Source organism: Spirosoma gilvum, from assembly GCF_054776815.1.
In genome coordinates, this window is the sequence record NZ_BAAHBH010000009.1 from 39,783 (window position 1) to 63,610 (window position 23,828).

At 48.6% G+C, this 23,828-nt stretch carries 17 protein-coding genes and 1 tRNA gene; 9 read left to right on the forward strand and 9 right to left on the reverse strand.

The window, feature by feature from the left end:
- Positions 1-138: 138 nt before the first annotated feature.
- The 3 genes from ACYVFD_RS22470 to ACYVFD_RS22480 all read right to left on the reverse strand — a co-directional run bounded on the left by ACYVFD_RS22470 (position 139) and on the right by ACYVFD_RS22480 (position 5,015).
- Positions 139-3,240, reverse strand: coding sequence for a glycoside hydrolase family 3 N-terminal domain-containing protein (locus tag ACYVFD_RS22470; RefSeq protein WP_461092756.1), 3,102 nt, complete (start codon positions 3,238-3,240; stop codon positions 139-141).
- A gap of 517 nt (positions 3,241-3,757) precedes the next feature.
- Positions 3,758-4,006: a hypothetical protein gene (locus ACYVFD_RS22475; RefSeq protein WP_461092757.1), complete on the reverse strand. Its 249-nt coding sequence runs from the start codon at positions 4,004-4,006 to the stop codon at positions 3,758-3,760.
- A gap of 187 nt (positions 4,007-4,193) precedes the next feature.
- Positions 4,194-5,015 (reverse strand): T9SS type A sorting domain-containing protein, encoded by an 822-nt coding sequence (locus ACYVFD_RS22480; protein WP_461092758.1) that lies wholly within the window; start codon positions 5,013-5,015, stop codon positions 4,194-4,196.
- Between the two features lie 174 nt (positions 5,016-5,189).
- Here ACYVFD_RS22480 and ACYVFD_RS22485 point away from each other — a divergent pair, with 174 nt between their 5' ends.
- The 9 genes from ACYVFD_RS22485 to ACYVFD_RS22525 all read left to right on the forward strand — a co-directional run bounded on the left by ACYVFD_RS22485 (position 5,190) and on the right by ACYVFD_RS22525 (position 14,731).
- A complete protein-coding gene (locus ACYVFD_RS22485; protein ID WP_461092759.1) occupies positions 5,190-7,115 on the forward strand; it encodes a sensor histidine kinase in 1,926 nt (641 codons plus the stop codon).
- Between the two features lie 78 nt (positions 7,116-7,193).
- Positions 7,194-7,904, forward strand: a complete 711-nt coding sequence (locus ACYVFD_RS22490; RefSeq protein ID WP_461092760.1) for a response regulator transcription factor — start codon at positions 7,194-7,196, stop codon at positions 7,902-7,904.
- A gap of 227 nt (positions 7,905-8,131) precedes the next feature.
- Positions 8,132-9,106 (forward strand): porphobilinogen synthase, encoded by a 975-nt coding sequence (gene hemB / locus ACYVFD_RS22495; RefSeq protein WP_461092761.1) that lies wholly within the window; start codon positions 8,132-8,134, stop codon positions 9,104-9,106.
- A complete protein-coding gene (locus ACYVFD_RS22500; protein WP_461092762.1) occupies positions 9,103-10,440 on the forward strand; it encodes a dihydroorotase in 1,338 nt (445 codons plus the stop codon). Before hemB ends, ACYVFD_RS22500 begins: the two co-directional genes overlap by 4 nt.
- An 81-nt stretch (positions 10,441-10,521) precedes the next feature.
- Positions 10,522-10,605 (forward strand) — tRNA-Leu (locus ACYVFD_RS22505).
- 430 nt (positions 10,606-11,035) lie between these two features.
- Positions 11,036-12,742 carry a circadian clock protein KaiC gene (gene kaiC / locus ACYVFD_RS22510; protein ID WP_461092763.1) on the forward strand — a complete coding sequence of 569 codons (1,707 nt, stop codon included), beginning with the start codon at positions 11,036-11,038 and terminating at the stop codon, positions 12,740-12,742.
- A gap of 27 nt (positions 12,743-12,769) precedes the next feature.
- A complete protein-coding gene (locus ACYVFD_RS22515; RefSeq protein ID WP_461092764.1) occupies positions 12,770-13,060 on the forward strand; it encodes a circadian clock KaiB family protein in 291 nt (96 codons plus the stop codon).
- 7 nt (positions 13,061-13,067) lie between these two features.
- Positions 13,068-13,385 (forward strand): circadian clock KaiB family protein, encoded by a 318-nt coding sequence (locus tag ACYVFD_RS22520; RefSeq protein ID WP_461092765.1) that lies wholly within the window; start codon positions 13,068-13,070, stop codon positions 13,383-13,385.
- Entirely contained in the window at positions 13,385-14,731 is a 1,347-nt protein-coding gene (locus ACYVFD_RS22525) for a sensor histidine kinase (protein ID WP_461092766.1), read from the forward strand. Before ACYVFD_RS22520 ends, ACYVFD_RS22525 begins: the two co-directional genes overlap by 1 nt.
- A 161-nt stretch (positions 14,732-14,892) precedes the next feature.
- On the opposite strand, the gene ACYVFD_RS22530 is transcribed toward ACYVFD_RS22525, so the two are convergent.
- The 6 genes from ACYVFD_RS22530 to ACYVFD_RS22555 form a co-directional block, all read right to left on the reverse strand.
- On the reverse strand, positions 14,893-16,134 hold the full coding sequence (locus ACYVFD_RS22530) for a DUF4249 domain-containing protein (protein WP_461092767.1): 1,242 nt from the start codon (positions 16,132-16,134) through the stop codon (positions 14,893-14,895).
- Positions 16,135-16,665: 531 nt separating this feature from the next.
- Positions 16,666-16,800 carry a hypothetical protein gene (locus ACYVFD_RS22535; protein ID WP_461092768.1) on the reverse strand — a complete coding sequence of 45 codons (135 nt, stop codon included), beginning with the start codon at positions 16,798-16,800 and terminating at the stop codon, positions 16,666-16,668.
- 538 nt (positions 16,801-17,338) lie between these two features.
- Positions 17,339-17,698, reverse strand: a complete 360-nt coding sequence (locus ACYVFD_RS22540) for a hypothetical protein (RefSeq protein WP_461092769.1) — start codon at positions 17,696-17,698, stop codon at positions 17,339-17,341.
- A 319-nt stretch (positions 17,699-18,017) separates the two neighbouring features.
- Positions 18,018-18,911, reverse strand: coding sequence for a porin family protein (locus ACYVFD_RS22545; RefSeq protein ID WP_461092770.1), 894 nt, complete (start codon positions 18,909-18,911; stop codon positions 18,018-18,020).
- Positions 18,912-19,113: 202 nt separating this feature from the next.
- Positions 19,114-19,524 (reverse strand): VanZ family protein, encoded by a 411-nt coding sequence (locus tag ACYVFD_RS22550; protein WP_461092771.1) that lies wholly within the window; start codon positions 19,522-19,524, stop codon positions 19,114-19,116.
- A 287-nt stretch (positions 19,525-19,811) separates the two neighbouring features.
- Positions 19,812-23,234, reverse strand: a complete 3,423-nt coding sequence (locus ACYVFD_RS22555) for a HEAT repeat domain-containing protein (RefSeq protein ID WP_461092772.1) — start codon at positions 23,232-23,234, stop codon at positions 19,812-19,814.
- Positions 23,235-23,828: the final 594 nt, after the last annotated feature.

Below are 23,828 nucleotides of genomic sequence, written 5' to 3' on the forward strand. Positions count from 1 at the left end.
TCCTGTATTGGCAATTACTGAAATCATATGCATGGAAAACCTTTAGCAATAAGAATGCCACTTCTATAGGGAAGTGGCATTCGGTATGTAGTTCGCTATCAATAGTCTACGAGAGCCTACCGTTTAATCAAGAATATTCTATTGTATGGCGCTGTAAATAACTTCGTGTATCCGTCGGCGGAGTTTTGTTGTGTTGATCGAGTTATTACCGGCGGTTGGGTAAATACGGTTCGATAGGAAAACAAAGACTAATTCTTCATCGGGATCGACCCAAACCACATTGCCGGTGAATCCCGTATGCCCAAACGATCGGGGAGACGCTTGCAAGGCAAGGTAAACACTGCTCGGACTTTCGGCATTCGGTTTGTCCCAACCCAAGGCCCGGTGACTTCGGTTGCTTAATGTTTGTGTGAAATAGGGCACAGTCATCGAATTTAGAATCCGTTCTTCGCCATACACTCCTTTTTGTAGATTCATTTGCAATAGGGTCGCAATGTCGTGGGCGTTGCCAAATAAACCAGCGTGGCCAGAAACTCCACCCTGTACAGCCGCCATCTGATCATGTACGGTGCCTACCAGCAGTTGATTCCGATAATAGGTGTCTTGCTCGGTTGGCGCACATTGTGGATGGGGTAGCCGTTGGAGCGGTGTAAACCCGAGCTGATGTAGGCCCAGGGGCTTATACACGTTCTCAGTGACAAACTTGTCTAGTGGCAGTTTGCTAACCCGTTCGACGATCTTCTGCAGCGTCAGGAAATTCAGGTCGCTGTACACATAGGCGGGTCGGCCTGCTTCGTCGGTCTTTTTCGACATAGGCGATTGAACCACCCATTTCCAGACAGAGTCTTTCAAGGCAGGTACTGCCCAAAGTGTTGGGGCAATCTGTAATGTATGCAGACTATCCTGAATCGCCGAATAATATTCCGCTTTCAGGCCCCCGCGTGGATTGCGGGTGCGATCCCAGGTAGTAGGATAGAATGATACCATGCCTGACTGGTGCCAGAGCAAATCCTGAAGGGTAATATTTTGCTTGTTGGTATTACGCAGTTCGGGCAGATAAAACGAAGCTTTCTGGCTCAGGTCAATTTGTTTGCGGTCGTACAGCACCATCACGGATTGCAACGTTGCCAACACTTTAGTGAGCGAGGCCAGGTCGTACAGGGTTTCGTCGGTAACCTTTTCCGCACCAGCCGCATAGGTTAGCGCCCCGAAGTTTTTGCTGTAAACGACTTTGCCTTTGCGAGCCACCAGAATCTCGCAACCTGGTACCACATGGTTTTTAACGGCACTTTGGGCAATGGCATCGATCTGATTCAGGATGGTCGTTTTCATGCCGACGCTTTCGGGTGAACCAGACGATAAGCGGCCTTCTGGATTGGTCTTCAAGCCAACGCCAACTTTGAGGTCTTCATTTGACGTCGATACGGGCAGCCTTCCCTGGGCACCTAACCCCCCGAACAACACCTGTGGAACTACACGCTGCATATCGTCCATTTCCTGATAGGCACAAACCAGGGCATCGGCTCCGGTAAACTGCGACAGGCTGTAAGGCGATCCAAACGCAGTAACGATCACTTTGGCACCGCGCTGTTTCAACCGGGTAATCAGATCAAGCGAAGGCTTGGTAATACCGTATTTCCGGGCTGCCGATTCACTCATGCGGTGAAAACTAACCACTACCGTATTGGCATCGCTAACCTGAGCCAGGATGTTGTTCAGATCGGTTTCCGAAACCGGTTTATCGGGGTAAGTAAGTGTCTGAAAAGGCGCGTACTGATTGAGTGTCTTTTGAAATACGTTTCCAGATTCCGCTCCAATAGCAACAGAAGCCAGTCGAAGGGTGTCCAGCCGATTCAGCGGGAGCAGGTTGTTTCTATTATCGGCGATGGTTATGGCTTGCTCGCAGAGTTCCTGTTTCAGCAGTTTCGATTCCGGCGAATTCAAATCGGCCGATAAGCCACCCAGCTCAATCGGCTTATACTGACTAAGGCCAACCCAGTATTTTGCCCGAAGAATTTTACGGACTTTTTCGTCGACCAATTCCTGCGAAATAACCCCCTGTTGAATCGCATTCAGAATATTCTGGGTGGCTTCGCGGACATTTTCGGGATAAAGCAGGATGTCATTACCAGCCATTAAGGCCCTCAGGTTCACGTCCATCGCTTTTGGTGAACGGCTGATGCCTCCCATGTTCAGGGCATCGGTAAATACCAGTCCCCGAAAACCCAGCTCTTTCTTGAGCAGGTCGGTAACAATTTTTTCTGAAAGGGTAGCTGCCAGCGCGGGAGTGTTATCAATGCTGGGAACATGCAAATGACCGGTTACAACTCCCATCAAACTATCGGCAATAAGCTTACGGAAGGGATACAGGTCAATGTCGCGCATGACTTCTGTCGAACGGCTAACTGTAGGCAGGGTGTGATGCGAATCGACATTGGTATCGCCATGGCCGGGGAAATGTTTAGCTGTCGCAATGATATGCGTTTGCTGTAAGCCGCGCATATAAGCCGATGCCTTCAACGCAACATTCTCTTTCGACTCACCAAACGAACGAACCCCAATAACAGGGTTAGCCGGGTTGCTGTTGATATCGGAAACTGGCGCAAAGTTGATATGTATACCCAGCCGCTGGCACTGGCGACCGATTTCAGCCCCCATCCGGTAAACCAATTCATTGTTTCGGATAGCACCCAGCGCCATTTGTTTGGGGAAATCCATCGTACTATCCAGACGCATGCCTAAGCCCCACTCACCATCGATGCCAATCAGGAGGGGTACTTTCGACAAAGCCTGATACCGATTGGTTAGTATCGCCTGGCGGTACGGACCTCCCTGAAAGAAAATAAGCCCACCAATATGGTTGTTCTGGATCAGGTGATCGATGTACTGATAATGATTCTCATGGCGATTGGAGAACGCAGCCACCATGAACAACTGCCCTATCTTCTGTTCGGATGTCAGTGTCTGAAACACACTATCTACCCAATGCTGACCACTATCGGCCAGGGTAAACACGTCAACAGGCTGTTCGGCTGGTCGGTAAGTAAAGGTAGAAGGAACGCGAACTGGGACTGGCGTTATAACCTTTTTTTTCGCTGCGACTTTTTTGGCACTAGCCCTATGCGCATGGGCGGCTCGACGCCATAGGTTACGACCAGGTTTGGTTAAGCCAAACGCTGTAAGCAAGCTCACGAACAGAAGCCCGACGAGTAAGATGGGTCGTAGAACGGTGTTCTGCATAGGTAATCTACTCTAAACTATGTAAGTCAGTTATCGGCAAGGTAAGGCTAAACCATAAAAATAAGGAAAGCCTGTCGAAAACTATAGCTTATCTCCGAATTATCTAAGTTTTTAACGAAAAAATGTAGGTTATTTGTTTTTTGTACTGGATTAATACAAAATTAAAATTAGCGGGTGCCAGTTTTAGCACTAATAACGAGCTAATTGACAGACTTTTACCAAATAAGGATTCAGTGGTATATACGTTCAGAGTAGAAACAATAGTTGTGCCATCAGCAACTAATTAGTCACTAATAGTTTGCTACGTACCTTAACGTGGGTGCCAGATGAACGAATTGAGAATTTTTTAAACTAAAGAGAAATTGGCAGAAGAGAAGAAATAAGACTAGTTGCCAAGCTAGTCATGGCGATCGCCTGCATGAAATAGGCTGATCGGAAAACCCGAAGCGGAGTAAAGAACGAAAGCCAACAACTACCCAGACGTTTGTTGGCCAAAAGGGGAAAGTACAGCTAATTGTTAACGAGCCTGCAACGGATTGACCCGCGACAGAACGGCAACGACGTTTTCGGCCAGAGAAACTTTAGTTTCCTGAACGGCCCGTTGCCAGGTTATCGATGGAGGGCACAGTTTCGTTTTAGCGACCGACGTGGCTGCTTTGGTACGTAACTGCTTCCGGGCAGCAAACATATTGTGCGGGTGACCCATACTAAACGCCTGACCGCTGATACCGATTAACAAGATGGCGATGATGAATAACGACTTCATGACCTCAGTTTTTAATGACAATACAAAGATATGGGTTTAATTTGGTATCTTGCAATACATAGTACTAAATTTTTTGAAATATTTTTTGCAGAGAGCAGCGGGGTAAGGGCTTGGGGTGGTACAGAATGGCCAGCTAGTAGTTAACCCTGCCGCCCCTTACCCCCTGCCCCAAGCCCTTTGCTACACGCTATTCATCAATAACAACTCGCTTCACGGCACCGTCTTCGTTCTGCGTTACCGTAATGAAATAAATGCCCTGTGCTTTTTTGCCCAGATCGATCTGGCCGACAAATTCACCTGAGAAATCTTTAATTTCCCGACGAGCGACTTCTTTCCCTTTCGGATTGGTGACGGTGATACTTACATCCCCTTTGCCAGGAGCCGTAAACCGAATATTTAGCTGATCACGATCGGGGTTATTCGGAAATGCATCCAGGCTCCGAATCGTAGAGGGTTTACTGTTAAGACCACGAGCCCAGCCTTCGAATGGGCGAGCAATCTGACGGTCGAAATCCTGAGGGAAGTTGAATTTAAACCGGCGCATCTGATCGGCCATCGAGTCGGCGTTGCGACGTAGCTGAAATTCCCAGTCTTTGCTTCCCCAAAATTCCTGATTGTTTCGGGGGAATTGACCACGAAATACATAGGCATCGCCAGGAATTCGCTTTAATCCCTGACGTTTCCGCAGGGCAATTTTATTTTCACCAGTGTCATCGACAATAATGGTCAGTTGACGCTTGCCACCATCTTTACGGGAAGCTCTAACCGAGTCGACTAACTTGGTCACGAGCTGGTCGCGTTGAGCTTCGCTCATGCCGTCGACCCGATACGTGCGTTCGATTTCGCGAACATCATCACCATCCCGCTCAATGATTCGGACGTTTACCTCATTGTTGTCGGATTTTGGCGAAGGTGACACCTTCTTTTGAGCAACAGCCGCACCGCTAAAAGCCACTGCCAGAAGCAGCGCTGGTGCGAACCGGGAGAGGGTTAAAACTGTTTTTTTCATAGGACCTGAAAATTGCAACGAAGGAACGATAAGTTGTAAAACCAATTGATACAGGGCCTGTTAAAGTTTGTTAACGAGCCAATGAGTAGACTTCTGGTTCGTACTTTTACTATCAACAGACCTGTTCCTAATAGATATAAAAGCAGGATTAAGGTTGCACGAGCGAGTAAAAAAATGTCGAAACAACGCATACGCTGGATTGTTGCGCTGATGGCCATTGGGCTGTTGGGTCTGGTAGGGTTGCAACTCTATTGGATTGGCAGTGCGCTACAATTGCAGAAAGAGCAGTTTGCCTATAAAGTTACGGATGCGCTTCAGGAAGTGGTCCGAACGCTGGAACGGCAGGAGATTGCGTACCTGACCAAGCAGCACATTCAGGCCCGTGAGCAGCAAAATCGCCTGAAGTCCATTGCCAAAAAGGAAGGTAAATCTACCCTTGATGAGACAGCCACGCGCCAAACTTCACTTGGTAAATCGGAGCCGGTTGTAAAAGCCAAACCGCCGAAACATACTCCGGGAAATCGGCCGAATACCGATCCAGTACTGTCGGCCGGTATGACCCCAACAGGATCAGTCGTTGTTCAGTCGGATATCTTGCATCCTATTGTTCGACCGCTTTCGCCCGAACAAATGGCGGTTGTCGAAGAGTTTGTTCGGCAGCAGGACGAACTCATGGCGGTTGGGGACTGGCAAACGCAGATGATTCAGCAGCAGAAATTCGATCACTGGGTCGAAAATGTGCTGAGCAATGAACTACTGGCCATTCAGGACTCATTGAATAGAGCCGCCAAAAAACAGCTGCGTCGAGCGCAGGCTAAATCCAAGTCGGATCACACAGATCACACGATAGCTTCAGTCGGCTCCAATGTGGCGACACGTCCGGCCAGTATGAGCCTGAACAAGGCCGAAGAGCAGTCACATCGTATTAAGGACATGCTCAAAGGGTTGCTTATGTCCGACCGTCCTATTGAAGACCGGATCAACCGATTGGCGCTCGACACACTGATCCGGCAGGCGCTGGCCGAACGGGGCATCAGTATTCCCTTTGCCTATGCCGTTCGGACGGGACAGCAGCCCAAATTCCTGTTTACATCGCTGGGTATGGGGTCGCAACAGTTTGATATCGAAGGCTATAAGGCGGCCTTATTTCCCAATAATCTGCTCGAAACGGGCAATTATGTTTACGTTTATTTCCCGACGCAGCAGCAGTTTATTTTAAGTCGGTTGGGATTCACGTTTGGGGCTTCGGTAGTCTTGATTCTGGTCATTCTGGCTTGTTTTTACATTGCCATCAACACCATTATGCGGCAGAAGAAACTGGCCGACATTAAGAATGACTTTATCAACAATATGACCCATGAGTTCAAAACGCCGATCTCGACCATCTCACTGGCCGTCGAAATGGCGCAGGAACAGCTACGGACCGAAGGGCATTCACAGCCAGCACTAGCTACCGTTCATGATGTGAGTGAACCGATTAATGAAGATGTGCAGGAACGGACCGAACAGCTTGATGCACGACTGACACGCTACATGGGCATCATCCGTGACGAAACCCGACGACTGGGCTCCCATGTCGAAAAAGTACTCCAAATGGCCCTGCTCGACCGGGGCGAAATTAAACTAAATCTGTCGTCGGTCAATGTTCACGATGTTATTGAAAAGGTGCTGAATAATTTAAGCCTACAAATTGAACAGCGTGGGGGCGAGGTTGACCTGAACTTCGATGCAGACCGGGAAGTGGTTGAAGCCGACGAGTTGCACCTAACCAATATCGTCTACAACTTATTGGACAATGCCCTGAAATATTCGCCCGACACGCCACACATTACCCTGACGACGCGTAGTCTTCCCGAAGGGGTCAGCATAACCGTTACGGACCAGGGCTTAGGCATGACCAAAGATCAGACCAGTCGTATTTTTGAGAAGTTCTATCGCGTACCAACTGGCAATCTGCACGATGTCAAAGGCTTCGGGCTCGGTCTGAGTTATGTGAAGAAAATAGTTGATCAGCACCACGGCCAGATTATGGTCGAAAGCCAGCCGGGCGAAGGCAGTTCATTCGAAGTTATTATACCTTATAAAATTTTGAATGAGTGAATGATAGAATGATTGAATAGGCTGACGCCAGCAAATCTATTCAATCATTCTATCATTCACTCATTCTATCATTACCTTATGCCATCTATTCTGCTTGTTGAGGACGACCCCAATCTGGGGCAGTTAGTACAGGAATACCTGACTATGAAAGGCTATGCTACCGATCGGACCACCGATGGAAATCAGGGCTTACAGCGATTTATGGCTGGTAGCTACGACCTGTGCATTTTTGATGTGATGATGCCCAAAAAAGATGGGTTTACGCTCGCCAAAGAAGTTCGGATGGCCAATCGCGAAGTTCCCATTATTTTTCTAACGGCGAAGTCCATGCAGGAAGATACCATTCAGGGTTTTAAGGTGGGTGCTGACGATTACATCACCAAGCCGTTTAGCATGGAAGAGCTGCTCCTACGGATTCAGGCCATTCTTCGTCGGTATCAGCGGTCAACCGATTCGGGTGAACCGACGGTGTATAAAATCGGCTCATTCTCATTCGATTACCCGCATCAACTGCTTTCCCGGCCAGAAAACGGTACATCTATTGATGGAGTGGAAACGCAACCGCAGAAACTAACCAGTAAGGAATCGGAGTTATTAAAATTGCTGGCACAGAACCTCAATCAGCCAGTGAGTCGTAGCTTTGCCCTGAAAATGGTTTGGGGTGATGATTCGTACTTCAACGCCCGAAGCATGGACGTGTACGTAACCAAGCTACGGAAGTACCTGAAAGAAGATCCTTCCGTTCAGTTGGTCAATGTGCATGGAGAAGGGTTTAAATTAATTGTTTAAAAGTTATAGAGTTGTATGGTTGGAACGTTGGAGCTGTTTAAACTTTCCTTGAAAAGCAATTTTTGTCATTCCTCCTTCGACTCCGCGTCCCGGTCGGAATGACAAAAGCGCTCATTTTAAGCTTATTTTCAAAAGTTTAAGCAGTGTAACGATCTAAAGTTTCGGATCTCGTCGAGGCTGGTACTCTTTCTAACTCTACAACTTTAAAACCGTATAACCTTACAACTTTGGCAAATTTAATTCGTCGTCCTCGCCGGAATCGCCAGTCTGCCGTGATCCGCGACATGGTGCAGGAAACCCGCTTGTCGGTTACCGATTTTATCCTCCCACTGTTTGTGATGGAGGGCCAGCATGTTCGCTCCGAAGTAGCTTCGATGCCGGGTATTTATCGGCTATCACTCGACTTACTGCTCGAAGAAATTCAGGAGTGCGTCGATCTGGGTATCAAAACATTCGACTTGTTTCCGAACCTGCCCGAATCGAAGAAAGATAAATACGCTACCGAAAGCCATAACCCGGATGGGTTGTATTTGCAGGCGGTTCGTGCCGTGAAAGACCGGTTCCCGGATGTGATGGTCATGACCGATGTGGCTATGGACCCCTACAGTTCGGATGGGCACGATGGCGTTGTTGAAAACGGCAGAATCCTGAACGACCCTACGCTCGAAGTATTAGGCAAAATGGCGTTGGCACAGGCCCAGGCTGGAGCGAACATCCTCGGCCCATCCGACATGATGGACGGGCGCGTAGGTTATATCCGACAGGTGCTCGATGAAGCTGGTTATTACGACGTAGCCATTATGTCGTATGCGGCAAAATACGCCAGCGCATTTTACGGTCCTTTCCGCGATGCCCTCGACTCGGCCCCAAAGTTTGGCGACAAAAAAACCTACCAGATGAACCCCGCCAACAGCCGCGAAGCCCTCATCGAAGCGCAGCTCGACTACGACGAAGGAGCCGATTTTCTGATGGTGAAGCCCGCTCTGGCGTATCTGGATATAATTAAATTGCTGAACGATAATTTTCATCTGCCGATTGCGGCCTATAACGTCAGTGGTGAATATGCCATGATTAAGTCGGCGGCCAAGAATGGCTGGCTCGATGGAGAGCGGGCCATGATGGAGGTGTTGCTGTCTATCAAACGGGCGGGTGCCAACGTCATTCTAACCTATTTTGCCAAAGAAGCCGCCCGACTTTTATGAGTAACCTGCTGATTCGCAATGCCCGGCTCGTCAATGAAGGGCAGATTGTAGAAACGGATGTATTGATTGAAAATGGCTTTATCGCGCAAATTAAATCGGGTTTGTCTGATGCGACTGCCGACCAGGTAATTGATGCGGCCGGGCAGTATCTGCTGCCGGGTGTGATTGACGATCAGGTGCATTTCCGGGAACCCGGTCTCACCCATAAAGCAACCATTGGTTCCGAAGCGCGGGCGGCCGTAGCGGGTGGTGTGACCAGTTTTATGGAGATGCCCAATACCGTTCCCAATGCACTGACACAGGAGTTGCTGGCCGATAAATATGCCATTGCAGCACAAACGTCGCTGGCCAATTATTCCTTTTTCATGGGGGCGTCGAATACCAATATCGACGAGGTACTACGCACCGACCCCAAAACGGTTTGTGGAATAAAAGTATTTATGGGGTCATCGACGGGTAATATGCTGGTCGATAATGAGCAGATTCTGGAAGCCCTCTTCCAGCAAAGCCCGATGCTGATTGCGACCCATTGCGAAGACGAAGCAACGATCCGCGCCAATACCGAACGATACCGGGCTGAGTATGGTGACCGCGCAACGGCCGAATTGCATCCACTGATCCGAAATGAAGAAGCCTGTCTGAAATCGTCGTCGCTGGCGGTTGACCTGGCGCGTCGGCACAACGCCCGTCTGCATATTCTGCACATTTCGACGGCCGATGAACTGGCTTTGTTTGATAATACAGTGCCTCTAACCGAAAAGCGCATAACGTCCGAAGTGTGTGTGCATCATCTATGGTTCGATAGCCGCGATTACGCCCGACTGGGTAACCTCATCAAATGCAACCCGGCCATTAAAGCACCGCATCATAAAGAAGCGTTACTGGCGGCCCTGCTCGATGATCGGCTGGATATTATTGCCACCGACCACGCGCCCCATACCTGGGACGAAAAGCAGCAATCGTACTGGCAGGCTCCATCGGGTTTGCCATTAGTGCAACATCCGTTGTTATTGATGCTCGATTTTGTGCAGCAAGGTACACTTCCCATCGAAACCGTAGTACGTAAGATGAGCCATGCTCCGGCCGACTGTTTCCAGATCGACCGACGGGGATATATCCGGGAAGGCTACTGGGCCGATTTAGTACTGGTGAATACGAATCAGCCAACATCGGTGTCAAAATCGGGTCTGTTTTATCAATGTGGCTGGTCTCCGTTGGAGGGGCATACGTTTGGGGCTTCGGTAACCCATACCATTGTTTCGGGTGAGCTGGTTTACCAGAATGGCGCCTTCTGCTCCGACCGACCTGGCCAGCGACTGGCGTTTGCGCGGTAGATTTGAAAAAATCCTGAAAAAAATCTTGTGTTGTGTTGTGCGTAAACCCTATCTTTGCAATCCCAACACGGGGAACGCGCTGCCGAAGTGGTGAAATTGGTAGACACGCACGTTTCAGGGGCGTGTGTCTTTACGGACATGCGAGTTCGAGTCTCGCCTTCGGCACAACTTAATACCCTCAGCTAGTTGAAATTCAATTGGCTGAGGGTATTTGCTTTTCTAGCGTCAACTAAATAGGACTGCTCGCTTAAGGTGCTATAGATAAGTATAGGGATAAGAATCACAAATTTCACCGTACCAGAGCGGCTAGGAAACAGAGTACGCTCTCCTGTCCGAAAACATCCATCCATTTATTTGGTTATTTAGGGATACTCGCGGGTATTAGCGGGTTCCGGTCTGATGCTATTGCCCTATAGGCTAAAGAAACTTCAATTCAGGAATGTGGGATGGATTAGCCGAACGTGCTACCGATAAGGGCATCATTTCCAGGGAGTTTGGTTGGTTATGAGCCCATTAGGTTAAATTATTACCTCTACATATGGTACTATAGTTTTACGTCAATTTTTGATATGTTTGTTGTATCTCAACCCTACGAATGAGTTCCCAGAACCTCAATACACATCAGCTCCCCCTTCTGCCTAAAGCACCTACGGGTATAATTGGCCTGGACGAAATCACCAATGGTGGCCTGCCCAAAGGAAGGCCAACCCTGATCTGTGGTGAGGCAGGCTGCGGCAAAACCCTCTTCTCACTCGAGTTTATTGCTCGGGGAGCAATGGAATTCAACGAGCCGGGCGTATTTATGGCGTTTGAAGAAAAGGCCGATGAACTGGCTGCCAACGTAGCTTCCCTGGGCTTCGACCTTCACCAGCTTCAGGCTGATCAACTCCTTAAAATTGATCATGTACACATCGACCGGAGCGAAATTGAAGAAACCGGCGAATATGACCTCAACGGCTTGTTTATACGCTTAGGCTACGCCATCGATACCATCGGAGCTAAACGGGTAGTGCTGGACACCATCGAAAACCTGTTTTCCAACCTGACCAATGAAGGGGTGCTGCGGAGTGAACTCCGACGGCTCTTCACCTGGCTGAAAGATAAAGGGGTAACCACCATTATTACGGCCGAAAAAGGCAACGGCAAATTAACCCGGCATGGCTTGGAGGAGTACGTTTCCGACTGTGTTATTCTGCTGGATCACCGGATCGACAATCAGATTTCGACCCGGCTATTACGCATCGTGAAATACCGGGGATCCGTACACGGTACCAACGAATACCCCTTTTTGATTGATTCCGAAGGGATTTCGGTTCTGCCTATTACTTCCCTTACGCTGGATCATCCGGTATCGAGCGAACGGCTTTCGTCGGGTATACCAGCGTTGGATCAAATGCTGGAGGGCAAAGGGTTTTTCAGAGGAAGCAGCATTCTGATTTCGGGAACGGCCGGAACGGGTAAAACCAGCCTGGCAGCCTCCTTTGTTCATGCGGCCTGTCAGCGTGGAGAGCGGGCGCTGTATCTGGCTTTTGAAGAGTCGCCCCAGCAGATTTGCCGCAATATGCAGTCCATTGGAATGAATCTTCAGGGGTATATTGATAAAGGTCTATTGTCTTTTCAGGCATCGCGCCCCACGCTTAATGGACTGGAAATGCACCTGGTAACGATTCATAAACTCGTTACTAAGTTTAAGCCGCAGGTCGTTGTGCTGGATCCGATCACCAATCTGGTTACGGTTGGCTCCCTGCGCGAAGTGCGGTCTATGCTGATTCGGCTGATCGATTTCTTACAGGCCGAACAGATTACCGTTGTCTTTACGGCGCTTTCGCTGAATACGGTGATCAATGAACAGACCGACGAGGGCGTATCATCGCTGGTAGATGCCTGGTTACTGGTGCGGGATATAGAATCGAACGGCGAACGGAACCGGGGGTTGTATGTCATGAAATCCAGAGGAATGAAGCATTCGAATCAGGTGCGGGAGTTTGTCATTACCGACGAGGGGTTGAATCTGATCGATGTGTATCTGGGTGCTGAAGGGGTATTGGTGGGTTCGGCGCGGGAAGCTCAGCAGTTGCAGGAAGTTACGGGAGTTGCTCTGCGTGATCATGCGGTTTCGCGGAAAGACCGCGAAATTGAACGGAAACGGCATGTTCTGGAGTCGAAAATTGCCAGCCTGAAAGAAGAGTTTGAGTCGCTTCAGGAGGAACTCAATAAATCGTTTACGGAAGAGGAACTGCGCAAAGAAATCATGGAGCAGAACCGGGAGCAGCTTACCCGTAATCGGCACAGTGGGCAATAAAGCGTATCCTTTAGTCATAGTTAATGAATGGACCAGCCAGAAGATGTTTGGGAATTACGGCTCTATGTGGCCGGCAAAACGGTAAAATCAGTAACGGCCCTGAACAATTTGAAGAAATACTGCGAAGAACATTTGCCGGGGAAGTATGTTATTGAAGTAATCGATCTGTTAGTGCAACCGCAGCTAGCTGCTGGCGATCAGATTCTGGCTGTACCTACACTGGTAAAAAAAGTGCCTGAGCCTATCCGAAAGATTATTGGTGACTTATCCAATGAAGAGAAAGTGCTGGTGGGTTTAGATATTCGCTCGGCGAAGTAAGAAGGCTATGAGTGAACCATCAGAGGCTGCTGATCTTGAATTGGAGGATCGCAATGATATGTATCAACTGCGTTTGTTTGTCGCTGGCGCGTCGAGCCATTCCGTTCGGGCCATTGCCAATATTAAACGCATTTGCGACACGCACCTGATAGGACGGTACTCGCTGGAAATAATTGATGTCTATCAGCAAAAACAGTTGGCCGAATCGGTACAACTGATTGCGTTGCCCTTGTTGATCAAACAGGCTCCCTGGCCAGAACGTCGGTTCATAGGTGATCTGTCCGATACAGCTAAGGTAATCAAAGGATTAGGTATTATCAGTTGATGAATCCACCCAATACATACGAGCAATTAGTTGCGGAAAATGATCTGTTGCGTATCCAGCTAGAGGAAGCGATGGAAACGATTCTGGCAATTCGTACGGGGCAGATCGATGCGTTGGTCGTGGAAGGCAGTCAGGGACATGAACTCTACACCCTGAAAACCGCCGATCAGACGTACCGGGTGTTCATCGAAACCATGCACGAAGGTGCCGTAACGCTCGACAGCCAGGGCCTTATTCTCTACAGTAATTCCACCTTTGCGGCTATGGTTGGCCAGCCGCTCTCCAGCGTAATCGGGATTCCGTTTATCAATTGCATTGCTCCCGATTATTTGACCACCTACAACGCTTTTTTTGAGCAGAGCTGGCAAAGTTCCACGAAGCAGGAAATGAGTTTGAAACAGGGCGATACTGGCAGCGAACTTATTTGTTTCGTATCGGCCACGCCCCTGGTGCTGGATGAGGGCCCTTGCCTGAGTTTGATTCTGACCGACCTGACGCTCCAGAAGCAAATGCAGGCTCAGCTAAAAATCAGCAATCAGCAACTGGTCAATCTGAATGCAACGCTGGTATTGGCCAACCAGTCTCTGAACCGATTGAATCTGAACCTTAAACAGTTTGCCTACATCGCCAGCCACGATTTGCAGGAACCCCTGCGCAAAGTGCAGCAATTCGGCGATCTGTTGAAAAATCAGTACAGTAGCCAATTAGGGGAAGGTGTAAATTTTCTGAATCGGATGCAGTCGGCGGCTAGTCGCATGTCCACGCTGATTAAAGATCTGCTCAGTTATTCGCGTATTTCTACCCAGCCAGAAGCTCTTCAGCCCGTTTCGCTCAATGAAGTAGTCAACCTGGTGTTGACCGATCTGGAGTTACGCATCCAGGAAACCAATGCCCAGATTGACGTAGGTTCACTGCCAACAGTCATGGGCGATGCTTCTCAACTGGGGCAGTTGTTCCTGAATTTATTGAGCAACGCCTTAAAATTTCGTCAGCCCGATAATGCGACAACTTCACCTTTGATCCGTTTGGAGGCCAGCTGTATAGCCATTACCGATTTGCCCGATTCCATAACGCCTGCGGGTGTGGTTCAGGCGTATTATCGCATTGATGTTTCAGACAATGGTATTGGTTTCGACGAAAAATACCTGGACCGAATCTTTCAGGTTTTCCAGCGATTACATGGTCGAAATGAATTTTCTGGAACCGGAATTGGATTGGCAATTTGTGAAAAAGTAGCGACCAATCATGGAGGTGCCATTACGGCGAGTAGTCAGTTGGGGCAAGGGTCTGTATTTAGTGTGTATTTACCGGCCTGGCCAGCCGAAAATCTACCCCGGCCAACATAAAAATCAGCTGCAAACATACCCGTTATCATCGGCCACGTTTACGGTGATGCTTGGCTAACTACCTGTATTGGCGCGATTGTAAAGCCCAGGTTCATTTCGCCCCTGAGACCAAAAATTTACCTACATGACAAAAAAGGTAATCTCATGCAGCTAAAAGCTCGTTAGTTAGGCCATCCCAGGGGCTTGAAGGGTGTTCGCTGGTCGATGGGGGCGCAGAGGGCCGTGGGAGGCCGTGCGGGACCGCCCACGATAAACGTAGGCCAGGCCGATGGAAGTGGTTCGGGATTGGGAATACGGCCATTAAGGGCGTAAAACAAGGTAGGGGGAACGCCTACGGCATCTTTCCGGTCGATGTAATACGGTTTAACAAAAACGGATGAGGCCGTAAAGTACCCAACTACCTGCTCTTTCGGATTGCTAAGGTTATGGACATTACCCGCTAGTGCCGTTGGTGGTGTATCGGCGAGTCCCCCCGTATTTCCTGTTTGCTGCTGATAGGCACTGAAATACTGATGAGCGTCTTTGGTGAGGGCACTCTGCCGGATATGTACTAAGCACGGACTGCGCTGATAAAAGGGGATATGTGCCACTGGCCGCTTAATAATGAGCCCACCATTGCTGTACTGATCACTGAAAACATTGATCGTATGGCTATGAATAATTTCCCAACAGCTACTTCGGCAGGGATAATCAAAGTTTCTGCTCTGAACATACGCATAAGCCAGCGAGCCGCTGCCCTTGGGTGGATAGATACAATCGTCAAATGACTGATCGGTCGATTGGTACGTGCCATTGGATAAAGCCACAACGGCATTAACCGCATAGATACCTTCATAGCACGTATGGCACCAGGCCTGAGATTCGTAGAGTGTCCAGTCCCATCGGTAATAGTTAGCCTGATCGACAGGGTCCTGTGTGGTCAGAAATACATCATGGCCAGCGGTATAGACATTATCGGCGAAAGGTGGTGAAACACTGGTCGGGTTGAATTGTACCGCAAGCTGGTCAATGGGTGGCACTGCGGGCATACGCTGTTGTGTTGAGCTATAATCCGTTCCATCGGCGAGGGTAAAGCGGAGCTGGTAGCTATGCCCAACCTGCCCTTTAAAATCGCCAGGGAGCTGGTAAAGACCATCCTGCGTTTCATGACAGGGAATTTCCCGGCTGGAATCCTCTATAACCCTGACCTGGGCCCTGGTAACAGGCGAATTACCGAAACGGCCGGTGAGTGGGTCACTTTGCGATCGACTGATCCGAATAGTCATTAGCTCGGCCAGATCGGTAATGGTACCGTCGACCACAAGGACATCGACCCGATTCGACAGGTTCTGGTCGATTGAATCCACGCAGCCCAGCGGTAAGGCCAACGTGAGCAAAACCAGTAGAAAAGCCGTTGAGCGCATAAATCGGTTACCGGTTCACAATGTCTAGCTTGCCTTTTGAATGTCGCTGGTAGCCAGCCAGGAAGGCAATGCTTAGCGTAACTCCGCCTAAAAAACAAGACGCCGGTAATAGAAGTGGAGACTAGCTTTTATTTACTGGAACCTGTCCGCAATCTATGGGTAAAAGCTAGTTGAGGCTGTATGTTCAGGACTATGATTGTTGCCTGATGATGGTACTTAGTATAAAAATCACTTCCAAAAATGAAGCTGCACCAAGGCTACGCTTCAACATGGCTTTTTCCAAAACAAGCTCATTGAGTCTATCCAGCAAGGTTGGCCAAAGGCTTTTTGGTTTAATTCGGTTTAAAAGGAGGGTAAAGCGTACATTGAGGTTCAGCTCGACCCATAAATTGTATAATAGGATCGCTATACCTACGGTTGAAATGACAAGTATTCCAGTACTACAATCCAAGTCGGTCCACACGGTCTATTATAGGGTTTACTAATTGATTTGAAAGAAGAGATAATCTGGTAATCCGGTATCGAATGATTTTAAGCGGGTAAGATCAAAAAATGCTGGTCGAGGGAGAGGGCACTTACTTCGTAATAAGAACCAACCATAAACCGAAAGGGGGGGCTAGGATGAAGCGATGCCTTTTCAACAAACCATTGAGTAAAGAGATACATAGGGGAGAAGATTAGTTATTTCATTTATTCTTTTGACGGCTTTTTTTTATAAAGTCATGTTTTGTCGACTACAAAAAATTAATTTATTGCGTAGATGTAAAAAATAAGCCTGTTTTTAAGTTAGTAGATGCCTGTTGTTGGTAAACATTTTTTAGTTGTGATATTTTTTTCCGAGAGTGCATTGTAAACTGTGGCACGGCTGATACGAGCGTCTGATTATCTACTATGGAATCAGCCTTGCCACAGTTCGGCGAGCAGGATCGCTAGGTGAGTTGAAACGCCATCGGGTGCAGACACTGGCGAACCAATAGGGAAGTCTTTAAGAAGTGGGCCAACAAAAATAAGCCCCACCAAGGTTGACGGGGCCTATCAATTTAGGTTGGCATTTCGGAAAGCACCTTTGAGTAACTTTCAATCGACAATACGCGATTGACTGTTAAGTGGTTGCGTCTACTGAAAAAACTTGTGAGCCAATATTATATGAGGTGTACCGATCTGGCTTAGCAGATGAGCCTGTATGGTATAGGCCTGGCCTATTTTAAAGTTCCCGGCTGATTCGCTCGTTATATAAATCGAGTTCGGAATCGTTAATAGAGGTTGAATTGTGTTCCAGCTCCATCAGGGCTGCCCATCGCCGATCACTCGTTGTAGCCACAAATGCTTCGAAGTGCAGCTCGTTCGTAAGCCAGTCGATTGGAAAAGGCTTACCGTCGGCCAGGGCAATAGCAACCAGCGAATCATAAATCTCCCGAGCTTCTGCTTCACAGGATACGGACGACCAAAGGCTGTTATAGGCATGACAGACATTATCCAATTGATCAGCACTGGCATTCCAGAAACAGATTAGTGGCTGACTTATACAAGCGTAGATCGAAATTGTATTCTTGCTCAGAAACATAGCATATGTTTAAAGCTGCTTATTCATTAATCATGCCAAATGCCCAGGATTAGATTCCACAAATGGCCTCCAGTAGGTTTTTTACCGGTAGGTGCACATGAGTAATAACTTGAATTGTAATTATGTATAGCGTGATATAACAAAAAACGCTGGCTCTAGAAGAGTCAGCGTTTATAAACTATATGTCTACTTTACTACACTATTTGCGAGTGGATCATTATTTAAACAATAAAGGCAATATTTGTGCCAAATGGTAACATTTCTAAATTACTGGCCTGTAGATGAATAGATTACCATTTGTGTGGAGGGTGATCAAACCTTAACGGCCACCAAGTGGGAACAGATAGCCGATCGATAGCATTGCGTTCTGAGGCTTTGTTGTACTTCCATCTTCGTGGTCAGCCATAAGATAGCTATAACGACCTTCGAGTAGTAGTTTGCCGGGGCCAGCCTGTAAAGAAACGCCAGCACCGCCTGCCAAACCATAAAAGAATCGGCCTTCGCCAGTCATGTCAATTGCCTGTGAGTCACGTTGGCCACCTTCCTGAACGGATATAGTACCACTGGATACGTAGCTGCCAACAGGACCAGCATTAACAAAAAATCGGAGATTAGGCTGACCAAAGGCAACTTTGAGCAGCACAGGAACCTCTACCAGGTTGTATTTTAGCTGCAGGTAATCAGAGCCCAACGTAAAACGTACACCGTATTGGCTGTATAAAATTTCGGGCTGTACCGAAAAAGTTGGACCGCCAATATTGAAGACAACCCCTCCATGGAAGCCCATAACTCGGGCAAGCTGTACACCTTGTCCTACAGCCGTAGGATCTGCTCCGCCTATAGTACTGAAATTTCCTCCAAATCGTAAACCCATATGAAAGTGGCTTTGACGAGCATATGCTGGCCGTGCGGGAGTAACATGTGTCGATTGCTGACGCGTCATGGCGGGTTGTGCAGGAGCTGTTTTGGCTGGTTCAGTATACGTTGGTTGAACAGCGGCTGGTGCTGGCGTTTCAGGGGCTACCTGTGCGGGAGCAGGGGCTGGAGCGGCCACAACCTTCTTCTCGGCAGGGGCTATTGTATGGGTAGCGGTTGGCCGGGTAGTGGTAGACCGGGAAGCCGAAGCAACCGGTTTACGAACTGTGGTTTTGGTCTGTGCCGACAGACTAAGTGGCAATAAGGCCAGGGCGATTATCCAGAAATGATTCTTCATCGTTCTTTCGTTTTTGTTGTTTATGGTTCGAAATTAGATGACACGTCTGGGGCAGCCGCTGGTGGTTCGGCTGAACTGGAAGATTGATAGGGTCAACAGGTTAAAAAGCCCGTTGAGTTGATCAGGCGCAGAATTACATTATGACGTTCTAGACGTTAGAGATCTTGTGATGGCCAGTAGCGTTATTTGGAGGAGATATATTTTAGTACTTATTCAGCAGGTTGCTTTTGCGTAATATGAAATAAACTAAAATTCCCGCAACCATACCAGCAAAGGCCCCTAAGGATCCCCACCCGATGTCTTCCCAACTTGGAAAACGTGATGGAATTAGTAACTGACCTGCTTCGGCCAGGGCCACGATGACCACGAGAATTAGCCAGATTATGGCCCATCGATAGAAAGGGCGAGGGTGTGATGAGGGAATTACACCGCCGGCAAAACCCATAAAGAAAAAAGGAACAGCCGTTCGGAGATTTCCATTCTCATGTTTATCGGTCCAGCGCGTCAACCACTCGGGCATAAACCAGAGGTTTTTGAAATCATAACTGGGTTGCCAGCTTAAATAGAGGATAAAGGCAACACCCAAAAAAAGAAGTAGGTAAAGAATTCGCATACGAGCTGGCAGGTGTTACAGATTGTTGAAGAAGGCAGTATGATCATCTACAACCTACGTTGGATAAAACCAGTCGAAAAATAGTAATATTAATCGTTATTGGTATATGGTAAATTTTAGTTTACTATGCCTGGGCTTCGCCGTATGCCTGCTATGATTTGGGTAATAACCAACCTAACGATTTTGGCCTGTACAGAGAATGTCAGCAGGAGAAAGAGGAAAGGGAATGGATAATGGATAATGGATAATGGTATGCTGAGTTTTCATTAACCATTATCCATTAGCTCTTAGTTATTTTTCAGTGTTGCCAGAAAGCTTACCACATCCCGGATTTCGCGCTTGGTGAGCAGATACTTCATATCCGGCATACTCGACGGTGCGTAGGTTGTTTTGGCAATCTGGTCTTTCTTGATTTTCAGATCCGGTTCGTCCCCACTTTTCAGCACGATTTCCGAATCGGTTTCTTTCTGCACAATACCGCTGAGGGTTTTTCCATCCTTCATCTCAATGGTAGCTGTTCCGAAACCGGGAGCTAGTCGGGCACTCGGATTAACGACCGCTTCCAGCAATTGCTCTCGCGTCAGGCGATTGGCTACACCGTTGAGTCGTGGTCCTGCGTTGCCACCCAGGTCGTCGTAGGAATGGCAGCGTATACATTGAGCCGTCTGGTGACGGAAGAATATCCGTCGGCCTTTGTCGGGTTCACCACCAAATAGACTAGCCTGATAGGAAGCCAGTACGGCATCGGGCGACTGTTTAGCCAAAATTGCCTTATGTTGCGCTATCAGTTGCGGTGACTTGGTTTCGGTAATGGCCTCTTCCAGTTCCAGACTCAAATCCACAGGTAATTTGCCGGTTGATAGATCTGATAAAAGCTGATCGAAAATGGTTTTCGTGCTGGCAATCGGCATTTTTCCTAGTGTAACCAGCGCTGCCTGTTTTTCTTCAGTGGAGTGTGTTTGCAACACATCTTTCAGTTGAGCCACCATCTGATCTTTAGGCATACTGGTTTTACTGATAAGGTCCAGGGCGGCAACCCGTACCCGTTTATCCTTATCGGCCAGAGCTTTTTCGATGGCCTGACCAATTTGCCGGTCGTTCAGTGCGGCCAATGCCCGGAGTGCTTCTTCCCGAATTTCGGCCTCGCGGTCGTTTTTGAGCCGGTCCATAAGAACGGGCCCCGCTGCACTCAGCGATAATTTGCTAATGGCCCGAATCGCGCTCCGACGCAAAGGCAACTCTGAATTGGTCGCCATGGCTGTGTACAGTTGAGAGGATTTGGTCTTTAACACCGCTGGGTCGCGGGTTATAGGACCTCGGTAGCGCCCATCGACCCGGTCAAGCAGCGATGGCTTGGCCCAGGTGCTTAGCGCGTCCAGGGCTTCAGCGCGTAAGGCCACTGGATTGCCGTCGGTGTTGGCATAGCCAATTAGGTTTTGCATAGCTTCGGCCGTGCCGACCCGCAGGTTGGCATTAATGGCCCGGCGAATGAGCGGTTCGTTGGTAAACTTGGTTTTGGCCAGTATGTTGCCCAGTGCCGGTAAAGCTTGCGGAATGGATAAGTCGTCGTTGATGCCACGAGCCGCTTCGGTTACCACAAATTCATCGCTATCGTTCAGGAATTTGGCAATGCCGGGGTTCTGCATCCGGCGTAAAGCCACAACAGCAGCAATACGCACCGCCCGCGATGGATGGTTTGCCAGAGCAATGATCGGTTCTGCCTTGCCCATACGGGCCAGTGCCAGACTACCTGCATGGCGGATGTAGGTGTCTTCATCCTTGTTAGCTTCAAGCAATGAAATGATTGGCTGAATGGCCGGGACATAGGCGATACGTCCCAGGGCTTCAGCAGCAAAAAAACGAGTGCGTGCGTTCTCATCTTTCAGCATCGGAACCAGTGCCGAACCGGCAGCGGCATACCGCATATCACCCAGCCAGCGAGCTGCCTGTGCCCGAATTTCAGGATCGCTGTCTTTCAGGTAAGGCATGAGTCGCTGGGCGTATTTGGCATCTTTACGCGCCAGTTGGCTAAAGCCCCAGATGCTATGCACGCGTGCCAGTTGATGCTCGGTCTGCTGAAGCATTTGCCCGAAGACCGTAGCGCCCGCATCGCCCCGCTTTACCAGCTCGAACTGTGCCTTCTGCCGAACGCGCATATCGGCATTTTTGAGGTAGCTGCTCAATTCGCTTACAGGTGTTTTGCTAAAATTCTGTGCCAGTAACTTTTTGGTCAATGCCCGCTCTGCCCAGTTGGCACCGTCTTTATCATCGAGTTTCCAGACACGACCGTAATCTTTGGTATCCCAGCCGTTGATCCAGTCGGCAATGTACATAGCACCATCGGGCCCGAAGTCGATACCGGTTGCCAACACGCTGCCGAGAATTTTTTTCGATTTGTCTAACTCAAACGACGCACCTTTAGGCTTAAGGGTAAAGGCATGAATACCCGAAGCCGCCGGGTTACCAACAAATTCAGCGATGAAAAAGGTATTTTTATACTTCGGACTCAGCGCAGTACCGGGATTATAAAGCATGCCGGTCGGACCGCTGACGAAATTGGCCAGTGGTGGGAGAATATAAGCGGCCTGCCCGTCGAACCGGGGTTTAAACATCTGCTCGTCCATCCAGACCTTATAGGTATTGTTCAGCGGATCGCGGTATTTGCCGTACTGCCAGTTGCTACGCCAGCCCGTATCCGATCCGTTGACGATATACACCAGCCGTTCTTTTTCGCCCGGATGGTCGCCATCATTGTCTTCGCTGATCAGGTTGCCGTATTCGTCGAAAACAAATTCGTGCGTGTTCCGAACACCATAGGCAAACACTTCAAAATCACTACCGTCAGGATTCGAACGGACGACCACACCGCTGTTGGGATGCTCCCACTTTTTGCCGTCAGGACCAACGCCATTAAACCCAATGTCGCCGATTTGCCAGTAGATACGTCCGTCGGGGCCCATTTCTACGCCTGACAGGCCATGACCGCTAAAGCCGATATGGACGCCATAACCGTGTGAGAGAGACTTCTTCTCGTCGGGAATACCATCGCCGTTTTTATCACGTAGTCGCCAGAGGTCCGGTGCTACCGTGACGTACAAATCGTTTCCATCCGACAAAACCCCACCCATAACGTCGGTCGTTTCATCGTGGAAATCATTTATTACCTGTTTCGACAGATCGGCTACGCCATCGCCATTGGTATCTTCGAGCCGGAAAACCTGCTCTCGTTCCACCGTCATGTCGCGCCAGTCGTGCGACCCATCGCCATTTACATCTTTAAGCCACTCGTTCTTCTTGCTATTGGCGGGCGACAGAACCTTGTGTAGAAACGCCCGTTTGTCTTCAACCGTCTGAAGCCGATTCGATTCGATTTCCCAATCCTGATGCCCGCGAATGTCAAACTCCGAATTTTTCTGCCGATTGGTACGGGTGTAATAAAGTCGTCCCAGGTCGTCTATATCGATGCCAATTGGGTCAGAAACCAGCGAGTCGACACCCCAAAGTTTCAGCGTAAGGCCATCGGCCAGTTGGGGTTTTACCAATGCTTCAACGGCATGGGCCATTTCGGCGGCTTTAGCGGGGGGCAGTTTTTTGATACGCTGGCTAACCGGGTCATCCATGAATCCGGTAATTCCTACCCAGGTGGTAAGACCAATGGCAGCCAATGGAAACAAGGAGTGCCGGAGCGGAAAGCGAGTTATTTTTTTCATGCAATGAATTGATACGTCAGGCAGATTGAATGTGTCATGCCAGGTTGTTTGTACATTCCTAACGACCAATGGATAAAGGGATTTTGGGGGTGTTTATAACTTACCAATCGTTTAAAACTTTTGGAGAGTTATTTGTCTCCCTTTGAGCTCGCTTTTCGAAAATGGTTTTCGTTGAAGAATAAGGCTAGAGATGATGAAGACGAACGGCGTATTTTATAAAACTATTCATGAGTATTAATTTCTCCAGATTAATAACAGTATCAGTTGAGCCTGTTTAAACTTTTCGTTTTGTAGAAAATGTAAGACTCTTTTTTGTCATTCTGACCGGGACGCGTAGTCGAAGGAGGAATCTCAAGCTTGACTAATGAGCGATTTGAGATTCCTCCTTCGACTACGCGTCCCGGTCAGAATGACAAAAAATCGATCCAGTTATAGCGAAAATTAGAAAGTTTAAACAGGTTCGTTGCCTAAAGCGACAATAACAAGCTTACCGACGCATAGTTGATCCAGAAGCCAAACTAGACTGGCTTTAGGATAATGTAGTTTTATGTGCATTATTCCTAAACGATCTCGCAAACAAATGGTTTTGTAGTA